Source organism: Citrobacter sp. W9, from assembly GCF_026719375.1.
GTDB lineage: Bacteria > Pseudomonadota > Gammaproteobacteria > Enterobacterales > Enterobacteriaceae > Citrobacter > Citrobacter werkmanii.
Window position 1 is genome coordinate 934,568 of the sequence record NZ_JAPPTE010000001.1, and the last position, 13,364, is coordinate 947,931.

Consider the following 13,364-nt stretch of genomic DNA (forward strand, 5'->3'; position numbering starts at 1 on the left):
CCCTGTTGAATATACTGTTTATTTATACAGTTATTCAAATCAGTTGGCTACATTTTTTTTAGCTTTTTACTGACCAGCGTACCGTTTCGCCACCCAGGAAAGGCACCAGCGAGTCATCTGCCAGCGTAATGCTCTCCGGGACATGGTGCTCCACGCGTTCAAGCTCAATAAAAGTCTCATTCACCGGCAGACCATAGAATTGCGGACCATTGAGTGAGCAGAAGGCTTCAAAATGGCTCAGTGCATTCATCTCTTCAAATACGGTGGCATAGCTGCCCAGCGCGGTCGGGGCGTTAAAACACCCGGCACAGCCGCAACTGGATTCTTTGCGATGACGGGCATGCGGCGCTGAGTCGGTACCAAGGAATGCACGGCTAAATCCGCTGGCGACCAGCTCACGTAGCGCCTGTTGGTGGACGTTACGTTTAAGGATTGGCAGACAATACAGGTGCGGACGAATGCCGCCGACCAGCATGTGGTTGCGGTTAAACATCAAATGTTGTGGCGTAATGGTGGCGGCGAGAAGCTCGTTACCATCCCGCACATATTCGGCAGCATCTTTAGTGGTGATATGTTCAAATACGACTTTCAGCGCAGTCAACCGCTGACGCAGCGGTTCCATCACCGTCTCAATAAAGCGTGCTTCGCGATCGAAAATATCGATATCCGCATGTGTCACTTCACCATGCACCAATAGCGGCATACCCAATTTTTCCATCCGTTCCAGCACAGGCATGATGGCTTCAATAGAGGTTACGCCATGCGTTGAGTTGGTGGTGGCATTCGCCGGGTAGAGTTTCGCGGCGGTAAACACACCTTCGTTGAAACCTCGCTCCAGCTCATTGGGGTCCAATGTATCCGTTAAATAACAGGTCATTAAGGGCGTGAAGTCGTGTCCGGCAGGTACCGCATCAAGAATGCGTTGGCGATAAGCGATAGCTGCATCAACTGTGGTGACGGGCGGTGCCAGGTTCGGCATGACAATGGCGCGGCCGTAAATTTCGCTGGTATAGGGCACGACAGTTTTTAACATGTCGCCATCGCGAAAGTGAAGATGCCAGTCGTCTGGGCGGCGGATCTTTAAAACCTGGGATGGTGCAGTCATCAATATGCTCCGGCTGAGGATTGTCTTTTTTGCCGGAAACAAAGGATAAGCGGAAACGTTTTCGTTTGCACGAAAAAAAAGGGCGCATCAGCGCCCTCTGGTTTATTAGTCGGTGAATGGGATGATGATTTCGCCCGGTTTCACTTCTATACCTTTCGCCAGTTTTTTCGCCAGCGCTTCACCCTGACTGCTGTCGTCCTGCAGAACATAGGCAGGCTGTTGATTAAAGTAATTACGCAGCGACTGGTTTAAATACGGCATCAGCGTTTGTAGTACCGACTGCATTTTTTCAGGTGTGACGGTCGCGTCCACGACTTCCATCTCTTGCAAGTAAATCGCGCCTTTCTCTTTATTGAAGACCGGTAGCGCTTTAAGTTTCAGCTTCATGGTGGCTTTCTGACTGCCAAACAGGGAATTCATGTCCAGATTGGCATCACCCGTCAGAGTCACTTTATTAGGCTCTTCACGCCCTATCTGACTGGCGAGATTGCTCAGTACGATGTGTGCTTCAGCGACGCCGGGCAAACCGATATCTTTTGAAAAGTTATTATGCTTCGCCAGCGCCTGATTAATCTCTTGCTCGCTAACCGTATATTGCGTGAGTTGATTACAACCAACCAACAGGCCGCCGACAATCAGTGCAGCGGCAAAAAAAAGCTTTTTCATGGGAGTCCTCAACATGATGCATATGGCGTAATCGTGACACAAAGCATCATCGAGTACCAGCGCCCCGGGCACCAGCAGAAAAAACTGAAAAGTGCTCGTGCGCCGGATTAGCTATCAGGCATCGGGTTCCAGCATGCCGCGCGTCGGGCGTTTGTGGCTGAATTGCCAGCCCAAAGCCAGGAAGGTGATGAAGCCGATAATACCGAGCATCATCCATGGCAATTCAGGCTGCGCCAGGGCTTTGCCCATATCAAACAGCCAGCCGCCGCCGACATAACCAATTGCGCCGCCGATGGCGAGCCCAAGTCGGCTGAAGCCCATGTAACTTCCTCGCGCCCGTGCATTGGCCAGCGAGGCGCTCAGGGTTTCACGCGCCGGTTCGGCGATGATCGAGCCGATATAGAAGGTGCAGATCAGCGTGAATAGCTGCTGTAAATTGCCGACCAGACCGATGGGCATCATGCTCAGAGACATCACCAGCAGACCGGCCATCAGGCGATGTTCCAGGCGAAAACGTTTTTCACTCCACCGGGCAATAGGGTAGAGCAGCGTTAACGAGAGGCATGCTTCGATGGCATACATCCATTTCACGGCGGCAGGCGAGCCAGCGATGTCGTTCACCATGATTGGCAGCATTAACATGACCTGTACCGCCAGCATGTAATAACCCGCCAGCGTCAGCACATAGGTGACAAAACGTTTGTCATGCATCACGTGGCCCATCCCTTCACGTACCGGAATTTTTACCGTCGACAATTTCCATGCCGGGAGTAGCCAGGCGTTAAACACCGCGCACAGAACAAACAAAATGGCTCCTGTCGCGCAGACCAGGCGGAAATCGTACTGTAACAGCCAACTGCCAAGTAACGCGCCAACCACGGCGCCTACGCTATCCTGCATCATCAGGATAGAGAAAAAACGCCCGCGCTTTTCCGGGCGGATCAGTTTGACCACCAGCGCCGAACGGGGAGGGTCGAACAGCGTGCCGCCCAGCCCGGAAAGAAAACAGGAAAACCACAGCAGCCAAGGCTCGTGGGCAATACCCATGGTGGCGAACCCGGCGGCGCGCATCAGCATACCGGTGACGATCATCGGTTTTGCGCCGAAACGGTCAGCAATAGCGCCGCCAAAAATACCCAGACCCTGCTGAATAAATTGACGCAATCCTAACGCGATCCCGACCATAACGGCAGCCCAGCCCATTTGGTCGACGAAGCGAATTGAGATCAGCGGGAAAACGACGAAGAAGCCCAGCACGACCAGCATATTATCGATGAGAAGGAAGTATTTACCCAGGTTCCTTGCCTGCGAGACTTGCGACATTTCCCCTCCCGGGAAAAACTCGTCACTCTGGTTAGAGTTTAAAAGATAAGCATCTCCTATTCTGCGGTGTCGTCATCGCTTTTCCCACCCTTGGCGGGACAATATTTTTTTATCAAAAGCCCGTCTTGATAGAGAGTTTTCATCAAAATGTGTGAATAATTCAAAAAATGGCAATTTGCTCTTTTCAAAGGGCATATTTGCACAGGTATAGTATCGCGAATAGCGTATTGAAGACGTTACGGGAAGGAGTAGGTATAGAATGTTTGGCTATCGCAGTAACGTGCCAAAAGTGCGCTTAACCACGGACCGCCTGGTCGTGCGTTTAGTGCACGAGCGTGATGCCTGGCGTCTGGCAGATTATTACGCAGAAAATCGTCATTTCTTAAAACCCTGGGAACCTATTCGCGATGAAAGCCACTGTTATCCCTCCGGCTGGCAGGCGCGTCTGAGTATGATCTCTGAGTTTCATAAACAAGGCACCGCGTATTATTTTGCGCTGCTCGATCCGGAAGAAAAAGAGATTATCGGCGTCGCGAACTTCTCGAACGTGGTGCGGGGATCTTTCCACGCTTGTTATCTCGGTTATTCCATTGCGCAAAAGTGGCAGGGGCAGGGGCTGATGTACGAAGCTTTAACCTCGGCCATTCGTTATATGCAGCGCACGCAGCATATTCACCGCATTATGGCGAACTATATGCCGCACAATAAACGTAGTGGTGACTTGCTGGCGCGACTCGGTTTTGAAAAAGAAGGGTATGCCAAAGATTACCTGCTGATTGACGGGCAGTGGCGCGATCATGTGCTGACGGCGTTGACCACATCAGAATGGACCCCTGGCCGCTAAGTTTCAGGTTAGCCTGAATAATGGAGAAGACGATGAAATACGAATTAACCGCCACCGAAGCACGCGTGATTGGCTGTTTACTGGAAAAACAAGTCACCACGCCGGAACAGTATCCGCTTTCTGTCAATGGCGTCGTCACCGCCTGCAATCAAAAAACGAATCGTGAACCGGTGATGAATCTGTCGGAATCTGAAGTGCAGGATCAGCTTGATAACCTGGTGAAGCGGCATTTTCTGCGTACGGTGAACGGCTTTGGTAATCGCGTCACGAAATATGAGCAGCGTTTCTGCAACTCTGAATTTGGCAATCTGAAACTCAGCGCAGGCGAGGTGGCGCTGGTCACCACGCTGTTGCTGCGCGGCGCGCAAACGCCGGGCGAACTGCGAAGCCGTGCTTCGCGAATGTACGAATTCCGCGATATGGCTGAAGTGGAGTCGACGCTGGAAAAACTGGCGACCCGTGAAGATGGCCCTTATGTGATCCGTCTGGCGCGCGAGCCGGGTAAACGCGAAAGTCGCTATATGCACCTGTTTTGCGGTGATGTTGATGAGCCCATCGCTGCGGCAGATGAACTCCCGGTCGCGTCTGGCGATCTGCAGGCGCGCGTTGAAGCCCTGGAAACAGAAGTCGCGGAACTTAAGCAGCGGCTGGATTCTTTGTTGGCGCACCTGGGAGACTAACGTGAATAAATTACGTATCGGTGTTGTCGGTCTGGGTGGCATTGCGCAAAAAGCTTGGCTGCCCGTACTGGGCAGTTCCGCAGACTGGACGCTGCAAGGCGCGTTTTCACCTTCGCGGGAAAAAGCGCTGCGTGTCTGTGAGACCTGGCGCATACCCTACGTTGACTCCCTGGTGAATCTGGCGAAAACCTGCGACGCGGTTTTCGTCCATTCCAGCACCGCGACGCATTTTGCGGTGGTCAGTGAACTCCTGAATGCCGGGGTCCATGTGTGTGTGGATAAACCGTTGGCGGAAAACCTGCGTGAGGCTGAACAACTGGTCGAGCTGGCCGCGCGGAAAAAACTGACGTTGATGGTCGGCTTTAACCGCCGATTTGCGCCGCTGTATCAGGATCTCAAAGCCATGTTGGGCAACGCAGCGTCTGTGCGTATGGATAAGCATCGTTCGGACAGCGTGGGGCCGCATGACCTGCGTTTCACTCTGCTGGATGACTATCTGCACGTGGTCGATACTGCGTTGTGGTTGGCAGGAGGGAAGGCGCAGTTAAATAGCGGTACTCTGCTGACTAATGACGCTGGCGCGATGCTTTACGCCGAGCACCATTTTTCTGTCGATCAGCTACAGATAACAACCAGTATGCATCGGCGTGCCGGTAGCCAGCGGGAGTGCGTTCAGGCGGTGACCGATGGGGGACTGATTGACGTCACAGATATGCGGGAATGGCGGGAAGAACGCGGGCAAGGTGTCGTACACAAGCCGGTAGCAGGCTGGCAAACGACCTTAGAACAGCGAGGTTTTGCCGGATGTGCGCGGCATTTCATGGAGTGTGTGCAAAATCAGACGGTTCCTCAGACGGCAGGCGAGCAGGCGCTACTGGCCCAGCGTGTTGTCGAAAAGCTATGGCGGGAGGCGATGGCTGAATAACCGCCTGTAACATCTGGCGGTAGTAATTCATTGTAATCCAGGTACTATATGCCAACTCAAAATAACACCTCTTTTCAACCATAGGCTGGCTTGTAGGCCTGATAACACGCTGCGGCGTCGCCATCAGGCACAGTGACATTGCCGGATGGCGATGTTGGTTATACGGGGTTTTGCCTCAGGGTCTGGAATACAACATAGATGAATTTATTAAAGTCGCTGGCAGCCGTCAGCTCGATGACGATGTTTTCACGTGTGCTGGGTTTTGCGCGTGATGCGATTGTCGCCAGAATCTTTGGCGCAGGGATGGCGACCGATGCCTTTTTTGTGGCCTTCAAACTTCCTAACCTGCTACGCCGAATTTTTGCTGAAGGCGCATTTTCTCAGGCGTTTGTGCCTATTCTGGCTGAATACAAAAGTAAGCAGGGTGAGGATGCTACCCGCGTGTTTGTTGCCTATGTTTCAGGGCTGCTGACGCTGGCGCTGGCCGTGGTGACGGTTGCCGGGATGCTGGCTGCGCCGTGGGTGATTTTAGTCACTGCGCCAGGGTTTGCCGACACCGCCGACAAATTTGCCTTGACTACCCAACTGCTGCGGATCACCTTTCCTTATATCCTGCTGATTTCACTGGCCTCGCTGGTCGGCGCAATCCTTAACACCTGGAACCGCTTTTCTATTCCGGCGTTTGCGCCGACCTTTTTGAATATCAGCATGATCGGTTTTGCGCTGTTTGCCGCGCCTTATTTTAATCCTCCGGTACTGGCGCTGGCATGGGCCGTGACCGTTGGCGGCGTGCTGCAACTGGTGTATCAACTGCCGCATCTGAAGAAAATTGGCATGCTGGTGCTGCCGCGCGTGAACTTCCGCGATGCGGGGGCGATGCGCGTCGTCAAGCAAATGGGGCCGGCGATCCTCGGGGTTTCCGTCAGCCAGATTTCACTGATCATCAATACGATTTTCGCCTCATTTCTGGCCTCCGGCTCGGTTTCCTGGATGTATTACGCCGACCGTTTGATGGAGTTCCCGTCCGGCGTCCTTGGCGTGGCGCTGGGGACTATCCTGTTGCCATCGCTATCAAAAAGCTTTTCCAGCGGTAATCATGATGAATATTGTCGTCTGATGGACTGGGGGCTGCGTCTGTGTTTTCTGCTGGCATTACCCAGCGCTGTGGCGTTGGGTATTCTGGCAAAACCGCTGACGGTTTCTTTGTTTCAGTACGGTAAATTTACCGCCTTTGATGCCGCCATGACCCAGCGCGCGCTGGTGGCATACTCGGTCGGTTTGATTGGTTTGATCGTGGTGAAAGTTCTGGCTCCTGGTTTTTACTCGCGCCAGGATATTAAAACGCCGGTGAAAATTGCTATTGTGACGCTGATTATGACTCAGGTGATGAACCTGGCGTTTATCGGCCCGCTGAAGCATGCCGGGCTGTCGCTGTCGATTGGTCTGGCGGCATGTCTGAACGCGTCACTGCTTTACTGGCAGTTGCGTAAACAGAAAATCTTTACCCCGCAACCGGGCTGGGCCTGGTTTCTGGCGCGTCTGGTGATTTCCGTCGTGGTGATGTCAGCGGTCCTGTTCGGGATGCTCTATATCATGCCGGACTGGTCGCAGGGAACGATGTTGTGGCGTTTACTGCGTCTGATGGCCGTCGTGGTGGCTGGGATTGCAGCTTACTTCGCCGCACTTGCTGTGCTGGGCTTTAAAGTGAAAGAGTTTGTGCGCCGGACAGCGTAACCGATAATTGCCGGATGGCGGCGTTACGCCGGATCCGGCCTGCAGAACGCGCTGGCCTGAAAGCTGCGAGCGATCAGGCTGGCATTAAATAGAGAATTTTTTCCCGCCGCGGTGCGCAGCAGAGGTTTGACCGTTTGCGCCATACAGCGCCGGCTCCTGGTGCGGTTTCAGCACTTGAATCGCTTGTTGATTACGCTCAATTTGCCCTTCCAGCAGCCATCCGTTGTGCTGGTTGAGGTCGCGCAAATGCTGCGTTTTTTGAGTGATCGTCTGCCAGCGTTCAGCAATCTCATCGTTGGCGCTGCGCGTGGCGTCATGCTCCAGACGGCGCTGCTGCTCCAGATAATCAAGGGTTGCCAGCAAAGAGCTTTTTTCTTCTGTAATACGCTGTAGCTGGCTGCCGTTGATATATCCGGCGGAAAGCTGCTGCTGCTCAGCATCCATTACCGTTTTCAGGTCATTGAGGACGGTTGTCATCTGATCAAGTATTTCTGACAAACGAGTCATACTTTATTTACTCTGTAAGTAGCTCTGTGCCTCGCGAATGAGCGAGTCAGCAATTTTTCCGGTATCCATTTTCAACTCACCGTTACGGATCGCGGTTTTTAATGCTTCGACGCGTTCCATATTGATGTCATTGGTGCCGGGCTGCATCAGTTTGGCCTGGGCGTCGCTCAGCATGACGCTGGTGCTGGTGGTCGCGGTGGTTTTTTCCTTCCGCGCTTTTTGTACCGGCGCATCGCTGGTTTCACGTGGCTGAACGGTACTGACTGGCTTCAATGGTGAGGTACGATCAATGCTCATTTTGTTTATCCTCATCGAGGGGGTACGCTATAGCGGCCCGCTGTAATCATTGGTTGTTTATCTATCGGCACACGCTAAAAAATCTTTAACCTATTATAGGTTAATAAGAATATTCCCATCAGAATCGACGATGCCGCTCACCACCTGGCCGGAAATCATCCGCACTCGCGCATTCTGTGCGACGGCGGCATTGTTCAGCGCTTTACCTTCGGCATTCACCCGAAAGCCATCGCCATTGGCGATAACCAGTACGCGTTGGCCAGCTTTGATCCGCCAGGCCTGGCGCAACATTGAAAGCTGTATCGGCTGACCGGGAACCAGATCGCGCAGACTCACCGCGTCCTGCACCTGATTCAAATCTAACACGGCGCGCGGCGGCAGTTGGTCCAGCCGGCCTCGCTTTAACGTCACGCTGGTCGGGGTTAGCGCACTGCCCCGGGCGACGGGCGCGGCGGCAACCACGTAGTTTCCCGTGGCCTGCACATTCACCTGCAAATAACGTTTCTCGTTGGCGCAGCGGGCCAGCACGTTCACATTCCCCCACAGTTTCGCGTTGCCTGACACGCTTAATGCGGGTTGCTCGCAACTGGGCAGTAGGTTAGGCGACGTACGGATAGTGACGACCACCTCATCGCTAAATCCGGCCAGACGTTGGGAAAACCATGCCGTCAGCTGTGAATTCAGGTCTTGCGCCAGCGTCATAGGGCTGAACAGCAGTGCTGCCGCAACTATTCCACGTTTAAACGTTTGCATCAAAACCTCGCGCTTTTTCAGGTAGTGGCAGGATTTTACCTGTGTGACGCAGTCATCAACGCAACAAATAGCGACGCATTTTGCGTTTATTCCGGCGATAACGCGCGCGTAATGGGATTTAAGCTGTCGGCTGAATTTTGTCATTTGCGGAGGAGATATGCTCGATAAGCTCGACGCCGCCTTACGTTTTCAACAGGAAGCGCTGAATTTGCGCGCCCAGCGCCAGGAAATATTGGCCGCCAACATTGCCAATGCCGACACGCCGGGGTATCAGGCGCGCGATCTGGATTTCGCCAGTGAATTGAAAAAAGTCATGGTGCGTGGACGGGAACAAACCGGCGGCGTCTCGTTGACGCTGACCTCTGCACAACATATTCCGGCCCAAACCGCTTCTGCTCCCGCTACGGAATTGCTCTATCGCATTCCTGACCAGCCGTCTCTGGATGGTAATACGGTTGATATGGACCGGGAACGTACGCAATTTGCAGACAACAGCCTCAAATATCAAATGGGGCTGACCGCGTTGGGCGGACAAATCAAAGGCATGATGAACGTGCTGCAAGGAGGGAACTAATTCGTGGCGCTGTTAAATATTTTTGATATCGCAGGCTCTGCGCTGACGGCGCAGTCTAAGCGTCTGAACGTGGCGGCCAGCAACATGGCGAATGCGGATAGCGTCACCGGACCCGACGGTCAACCGTATCGCGCCAAGCAGGTTGTTTTTCAGGTTGATGCCGCGCCAGGGGCGGCTACAGGCGGCGTAAAAGTGGCTGACGTTATTGAAAGCCAGGCGCCGGATAAGCTGGTGTATGAGCCGGGTAATCCGCTGGCCGATGCGAACGGCTACGTAAAAATGCCGAATGTGGACGTCGTCGGCGAGATGGTCAACACCATGTCCGCTTCGCGTAGCTACCAGGCAAACGTCGAAGTGCTCAACACCGTGAAAAGCTTGATGCTCAAAACGCTTACGTTAGGCCAGTAAAGGAGACGCACATGTCTGTTGCTGTAACCATGAATGACCCGAGCAATGCAGGCGTTAAAGCCGCTACCGGGAATAGCTCCCTGACGGGCAGTAATGCCGCTGACCTGCAAAGCAGTTTTCTGACGCTGCTGGTCGCACAGTTGAAAAACCAGGACCCAACCAACCCGCTGCAAAACAACGAACTGACCACCCAACTGGCGCAAATTAGCACCGTGAGTGGGATTGAGAAACTGAACACCACGCTGGGGTCTATTTCCGGGCAGATCGACAACAGTCAGTCGCTGCAGGCCAGTACGTTGATTGGTCACGGCGTCATGATCCCCGGCACCACCATCCTGACCGGTAAAGGTACGGAAGAGGGCGCGAAAACCACCACCACGCCGTTTGGCGTTGAGCTGCAGCAGCCGGCAGATAAGGTCACTGCAACGATTACCGATAAAGACGGCAAAGTGATACGCACTATTGATATCGGCGGCTTGAAAGCAGGAGTTCATACCTTTACCTGGGACGGCACCATGACCGATGGCACGGATGCGCCAAGCGGTTCTTATAACGTCTCAATTGCTGCCAGCAATGGCGGAACGCAACTGGTGGCACAGCCGCTTCAGTTTGCGCTGGTGCAGGGTGTTATTCGCAGTAACGGCGGTAATACGCTGGACCTGGGCACCTATGGAACCACCACCCTCGACGAAGTACGGCAAATAATCTAAGCCCTCACACTTATCAGGAGTAAGTCATGGCCTTTTCTCAAGCGGTCAGCGGTCTGAACGCTGCAGCGACCAACCTCGATGTCATTGGTAATAACATCGCCAACTCCGCTACCTACGGTTTTAAATCTGGTACGGCTTCTTTTGCCGATATGTTCGCCGGTTCTAAAGTGGGCCTGGGGGTTAAAGTTGCGGGTATTACTCAGGACTTTACCGATGGTACTACCACCAATACCGGACGCGGACTGGATGTGGCTATCAGCCAGAACGGATTTTTCCGTATGGTAGACAGCAACGGCTCTGTATTCTACAGCCGTAACGGTCAGTTCAAGCTCGATGAAAACCGCAATATCGTTAACATGCAGGGGCTGCAACTGACAGGTTATCCTGCTACCGGTACACCGCCGACAATACAGCAAGGTGCTAACCCGGCACCGATCACTATTCCGAATACGCTGATGGCGGCGAAAACCACGACTACCGCGTCAATGCAGATCAACCTGAACTCCACTGACAAGGTGCCAAGCAAAACGCCGTTTAATCCAAACGATGCGGATTCCTACAACAAAAAAGGCACTGTTACCGTTTTCGATAGTCAGGGTAACGCCCATGACATGAATATTTTTTATGTCAAAAACGCGCAGAGCAACACCTGGGAAATTCACACACAGGATGCCTCAACCGGCGACCCCGCAAAATCAGCCGGGTTTATGCAGTTTAACGAAAATGGTGCGTTTTTAGGGATTAGCGCTACGGCAACCGGTACGCCAGCAGGAACGGATATCAACATCGAAACAGGGCAAATTAACGGTGCAGATACCGCAAAATTCTCCCTGAGCTTCCTGAACTCCATGCAGCAGAACACCGGTGCCAACAACATCGTCGCCACGAATCAGAACGGCTACAAGCCGGGCGATCTGGTGAGCTACCAGATTAACAATGACGGTACCGTGGTCGGTAATTACTCCAACGAACAGCAACAGGTACTGGGCCAGATCGTGCTGGCAAACTTTGCCAACAATGAAGGTCTGGCGTCTCGGGGCGACAACGTCTGGGCGGCTACACAGGCTTCCGGCGTGGCGCTGCTGGGTACCGCAGGCGAAGGTAACTTCGGCAAACTGACCAACGGCGCGCTGGAGGCCTCAAACGTGGATTTGAGTAAAGAACTGGTGAATATGATCGTCGCTCAGCGTAACTATCAGTCGAACGCGCAGACCATCAAAACCCAGGATCAGATCCTCAACACGCTGGTCAACCTGCGCTAAGCGCCTGACGGGATGGCTTAATGGATCACGCAATTTATACCGCTATGGGCGCGGCCAGTCAGACGCTGAATCAACAGGCGGTGACGGCCAGCAACCTGGCAAACGCCTCCACGCCGGGCTTTCGTGCGCAGCTCAATGCGCTGCGTGCGGTTCCCGTTGAAGGTTTGTCTTTGCCGACGCGTACGCTGGTGGTGGCCTCCACGCCGGGGGCCGACATGACGCCGGGCCAGATGGACTATACCTCACGCCCGCTGGACGTGGCGTTGCAACAGGACGGCTGGTTGGCTGTCCAGACCGCAGACGGTAGTGAAGGGTATACCCGTAATGGCGCCATTCAGGTAAGCCCTACGGGTGAACTCACTATTCAGGGGCATCCGGTAATCGGTGAAGCCGGGCCGATAGCCGTACCAGAAGGTTCCGAAGTCACCATTGCGGCTGACGGGACGATCTCGGCGCTTAACCCAGGCGATCCGGCTAATACGGTTGCGCCCGTTGGGCGTCTGAAACTGGTGAAGGCGACGGGGAATGAAGTGCAACGTGGCGACGACGGTATGTTCCGTCTGACTCAGGCCGCACAGGCTACCCGTGGCGCGACGTTACAGGCCGATCCGAGCATCCGCGTTATGTCGGGCGTGCTGGAAGGTAGTAACGTCAAGCCGGTTGCCGCGATGAGCGACATGATTGCCAACGCCCGCCGCTTTGAAATGCAGATGAAGATTATCAGTAGCGTGGATGATAACGCGGGCCGCGCTAACCAACTGCTGTCGATGAGTTAACACAGGACATTTTATGATCAGTTCATTATGGATCGCCAAAACCGGCCTGGATGCGCAGCAAACCAACATGGATGTGATTGCCAACAACCTGGCAAACGTCAGCACCAACGGATTTAAGCGCCAACGTGCGGTGTTTGAAGATCTGTTGTATCAGACGATTCGCCAGCCTGGCGCCCAGTCTTCTGAACAAACCACACTGCCGTCCGGTTTGCAGATTGGTACCGGTGTGCGTCCGGTGGCAACCGAGCGTTTACACAGCCAGGGGAACCTGTCGCAAACCAATAACAGTAAAGATGTAGCGATTAAAGGCCAGGGCTTTTTCCAGGTCATGCTGCCTGATGGTACGTCAGCTTATACCCGTGACGGTTCTTTCCAGGTGGATCAGAACGGTCAGTTAGTGACGGCGGGTGGTTTTCAGGTTCAGCCTGCCATCACCATCCCGGCTAACGCGCTCAGCATCACCATTGGACGTGACGGTATTGTCAGTGTGACCCAGCAGGGTCAGGCTGCGCCTGTTCAGGTCGGGCAGCTTAACCTGACCACCTTTATGAACGACACCGGCCTGGAAAGTATTGGTGAGAATCTGTACACCGAAACGCAGTCATCCGGCGCGCCGAATGAGAGCACGCCGGGGCTGAACGGCGCGGGTCTGCTGTACCAGGGGTATGTTGAAACTTCTAACGTCAACGTGGCGGAAGAGCTGGTAAACATGATCCAGGTTCAGCGCGCTTACGAAATCAACAGTAAAGCGGTATCGACCACCGATCAGATGCTGCAAAAACTGACGCAACTCTAAAGTG

The 13,364-nt window shown here is 53.8% G+C and carries 16 protein-coding genes; 10 read left to right on the forward strand and 6 right to left on the reverse strand.

Features of this window, described 5'->3' with window-relative positions; all coding sequences use genetic code 11:
• Positions 1 to 58 precede the first annotated feature (58 nt).
• The 3 genes from pyrC to mdtH all read right to left on the reverse strand — a co-directional run bounded on the left by pyrC (position 59) and on the right by mdtH (position 3,094).
• A complete protein-coding gene (gene pyrC / locus OOJ59_RS04365) occupies positions 59 to 1,105 on the reverse strand; it encodes a dihydroorotase (RefSeq protein ID WP_038639670.1) in 1,047 nt (348 codons plus the stop codon).
• 105 nt (positions 1,106 to 1,210) lie between these two features.
• Positions 1,211 to 1,771, reverse strand: coding sequence for a lipoprotein (locus OOJ59_RS04370; protein ID WP_038639673.1), 561 nt, complete (start codon positions 1,769 to 1,771; stop codon positions 1,211 to 1,213).
• Between the two features lie 114 nt (positions 1,772 to 1,885).
• Positions 1,886 to 3,094: a multidrug efflux MFS transporter MdtH gene (gene mdtH / locus OOJ59_RS04375; RefSeq protein WP_160956030.1), complete on the reverse strand. Its 1,209-nt coding sequence runs from the start codon at positions 3,092 to 3,094 to the stop codon at positions 1,886 to 1,888.
• A gap of 259 nt (positions 3,095 to 3,353) precedes the next feature.
• Here mdtH and rimJ point away from each other — a divergent pair, with 259 nt between their 5' ends.
• The 4 genes from rimJ (at position 3,354) to murJ (ending at position 7,277) form a co-directional block, all read left to right on the forward strand.
• On the forward strand, positions 3,354 to 3,938 hold the full coding sequence (gene rimJ, locus OOJ59_RS04380) for a ribosomal protein S5-alanine N-acetyltransferase (RefSeq protein ID WP_006685101.1): 585 nt from the start codon (positions 3,354 to 3,356) through the stop codon (positions 3,936 to 3,938).
• Between the two features lie 32 nt (positions 3,939 to 3,970).
• On the forward strand, positions 3,971 to 4,618 hold the full coding sequence (locus OOJ59_RS04385; RefSeq protein WP_137351516.1) for a YceH family protein: 648 nt from the start codon (positions 3,971 to 3,973) through the stop codon (positions 4,616 to 4,618).
• Position 4,619: 1 nt separating this feature from the next.
• Positions 4,620 to 5,543, forward strand: coding sequence for a Gfo/Idh/MocA family protein (locus OOJ59_RS04390; protein ID WP_150344897.1), 924 nt, complete (start codon positions 4,620 to 4,622; stop codon positions 5,541 to 5,543).
• A 198-nt stretch (positions 5,544 to 5,741) separates the two neighbouring features.
• The gene (murJ, locus tag OOJ59_RS04395; protein WP_038639684.1) at positions 5,742 to 7,277 is read left to right on the forward strand and encodes a murein biosynthesis integral membrane protein MurJ; all 1,536 of its coding nucleotides are present in this window, start codon (positions 5,742 to 5,744) and stop codon (positions 7,275 to 7,277) included.
• An 84-nt stretch (positions 7,278 to 7,361) separates the two neighbouring features.
• Here the strand turns inward: murJ and flgN are convergent, their stop codons facing one another.
• From flgN to flgA, 3 genes are all read right to left on the reverse strand, one after another.
• Complete coding sequence (flgN, locus tag OOJ59_RS04400; protein WP_069323314.1) at positions 7,362 to 7,784, reverse strand: flagella biosynthesis chaperone FlgN; 423 nt, start codon at positions 7,782 to 7,784, stop codon at positions 7,362 to 7,364.
• Between the two features lie 3 nt (positions 7,785 to 7,787).
• Positions 7,788 to 8,081 (reverse strand): flagellar biosynthesis anti-sigma factor FlgM, encoded by a 294-nt coding sequence (gene flgM, locus OOJ59_RS04405; protein WP_003832153.1) that lies wholly within the window; start codon positions 8,079 to 8,081, stop codon positions 7,788 to 7,790.
• 93 nt (positions 8,082 to 8,174) lie between these two features.
• Positions 8,175 to 8,834 carry a flagellar basal body P-ring formation chaperone FlgA gene (gene flgA, locus OOJ59_RS04410; RefSeq protein WP_160956029.1) on the reverse strand — a complete coding sequence of 220 codons (660 nt, stop codon included), beginning with the start codon at positions 8,832 to 8,834 and terminating at the stop codon, positions 8,175 to 8,177.
• Positions 8,835 to 8,991: 157 nt separating this feature from the next.
• On the opposite strand from flgA, the gene flgB reads away from it, so the two are divergent.
• Genes flgB through flgG form a run of 6 tightly spaced genes read left to right on the forward strand, consistent with a single transcriptional unit; the run spans position 8,992 to position 13,360 of the window.
• A complete protein-coding gene (flgB, locus tag OOJ59_RS04415; RefSeq protein ID WP_038639692.1) occupies positions 8,992 to 9,408 on the forward strand; it encodes a flagellar basal body rod protein FlgB in 417 nt (138 codons plus the stop codon).
• Between the two features lie 3 nt (positions 9,409 to 9,411).
• A complete protein-coding gene (gene flgC / locus OOJ59_RS04420) occupies positions 9,412 to 9,816 on the forward strand; it encodes a flagellar basal body rod protein FlgC (protein WP_006685091.1) in 405 nt (134 codons plus the stop codon).
• An 11-nt stretch (positions 9,817 to 9,827) separates the two neighbouring features.
• Positions 9,828 to 10,526, forward strand: a complete 699-nt coding sequence (flgD, locus tag OOJ59_RS04425) for a flagellar hook assembly protein FlgD (RefSeq protein ID WP_038639698.1) — start codon at positions 9,828 to 9,830, stop codon at positions 10,524 to 10,526.
• Between the two features lie 26 nt (positions 10,527 to 10,552).
• Complete coding sequence (gene flgE / locus OOJ59_RS04430) at positions 10,553 to 11,788, forward strand: flagellar hook protein FlgE (protein WP_160956028.1); 1,236 nt, start codon at positions 10,553 to 10,555, stop codon at positions 11,786 to 11,788.
• Positions 11,789 to 11,808: 20 nt separating this feature from the next.
• Complete coding sequence (locus tag OOJ59_RS04435; protein ID WP_038639704.1) at positions 11,809 to 12,564, forward strand: flagellar basal body rod protein FlgF; 756 nt, start codon at positions 11,809 to 11,811, stop codon at positions 12,562 to 12,564.
• Between the two features lie 13 nt (positions 12,565 to 12,577).
• Positions 12,578 to 13,360 (forward strand): flagellar basal-body rod protein FlgG, encoded by a 783-nt coding sequence (flgG, locus tag OOJ59_RS04440; RefSeq protein WP_006685087.1) that lies wholly within the window; start codon positions 12,578 to 12,580, stop codon positions 13,358 to 13,360.
• The last annotated feature ends 4 nt before the right edge of the window (positions 13,361 to 13,364 follow it).

Bases quoted from the DNA above. Each gene is read 5' to 3' on its own strand.
- pyrC (WP_038639670.1), bottom strand. From the start codon at position 1,105: ATGACTGCACCATCCCAGGTTTTAAAGATCCGCCGCCCAGACGACTGG.
- OOJ59_RS04370 (WP_038639673.1), bottom strand. From the start codon at position 1,771: ATGAAAAAGCTTTTTTTTGCCGCTGCACTGATTGTCGGCGGCCTGTTG.
- mdtH (WP_160956030.1), bottom strand. From the start codon at position 3,094: ATGTCGCAAGTCTCGCAGGCAAGGAACCTGGGTAAATACTTCCTTCTC.
- rimJ (WP_006685101.1), top strand. From the start codon at position 3,354: ATGTTTGGCTATCGCAGTAACGTGCCAAAAGTGCGCTTAACCACGGAC.
- OOJ59_RS04385 (WP_137351516.1), top strand. From the start codon at position 3,971: ATGAAATACGAATTAACCGCCACCGAAGCACGCGTGATTGGCTGTTTA.
- murJ (WP_038639684.1), top strand. From the start codon at position 5,742: ATGAATTTATTAAAGTCGCTGGCAGCCGTCAGCTCGATGACGATGTTT.
- flgN (WP_069323314.1), bottom strand. From the start codon at position 7,784: ATGACTCGTTTGTCAGAAATACTTGATCAGATGACAACCGTCCTCAAT.
- flgM (WP_003832153.1), bottom strand. From the start codon at position 8,081: ATGAGCATTGATCGTACCTCACCATTGAAGCCAGTCAGTACCGTTCAG.
- flgA (WP_160956029.1), bottom strand. From the start codon at position 8,834: ATGCAAACGTTTAAACGTGGAATAGTTGCGGCAGCACTGCTGTTCAGC.
- flgB (WP_038639692.1), top strand. From the start codon at position 8,992: ATGCTCGATAAGCTCGACGCCGCCTTACGTTTTCAACAGGAAGCGCTG.
- flgD (WP_038639698.1), top strand. From the start codon at position 9,828: ATGTCTGTTGCTGTAACCATGAATGACCCGAGCAATGCAGGCGTTAAA.
- flgE (WP_160956028.1), top strand. From the start codon at position 10,553: ATGGCCTTTTCTCAAGCGGTCAGCGGTCTGAACGCTGCAGCGACCAAC.
- OOJ59_RS04435 (WP_038639704.1), top strand. From the start codon at position 11,809: ATGGATCACGCAATTTATACCGCTATGGGCGCGGCCAGTCAGACGCTG.
- flgG (WP_006685087.1), top strand. From the start codon at position 12,578: ATGATCAGTTCATTATGGATCGCCAAAACCGGCCTGGATGCGCAGCAA.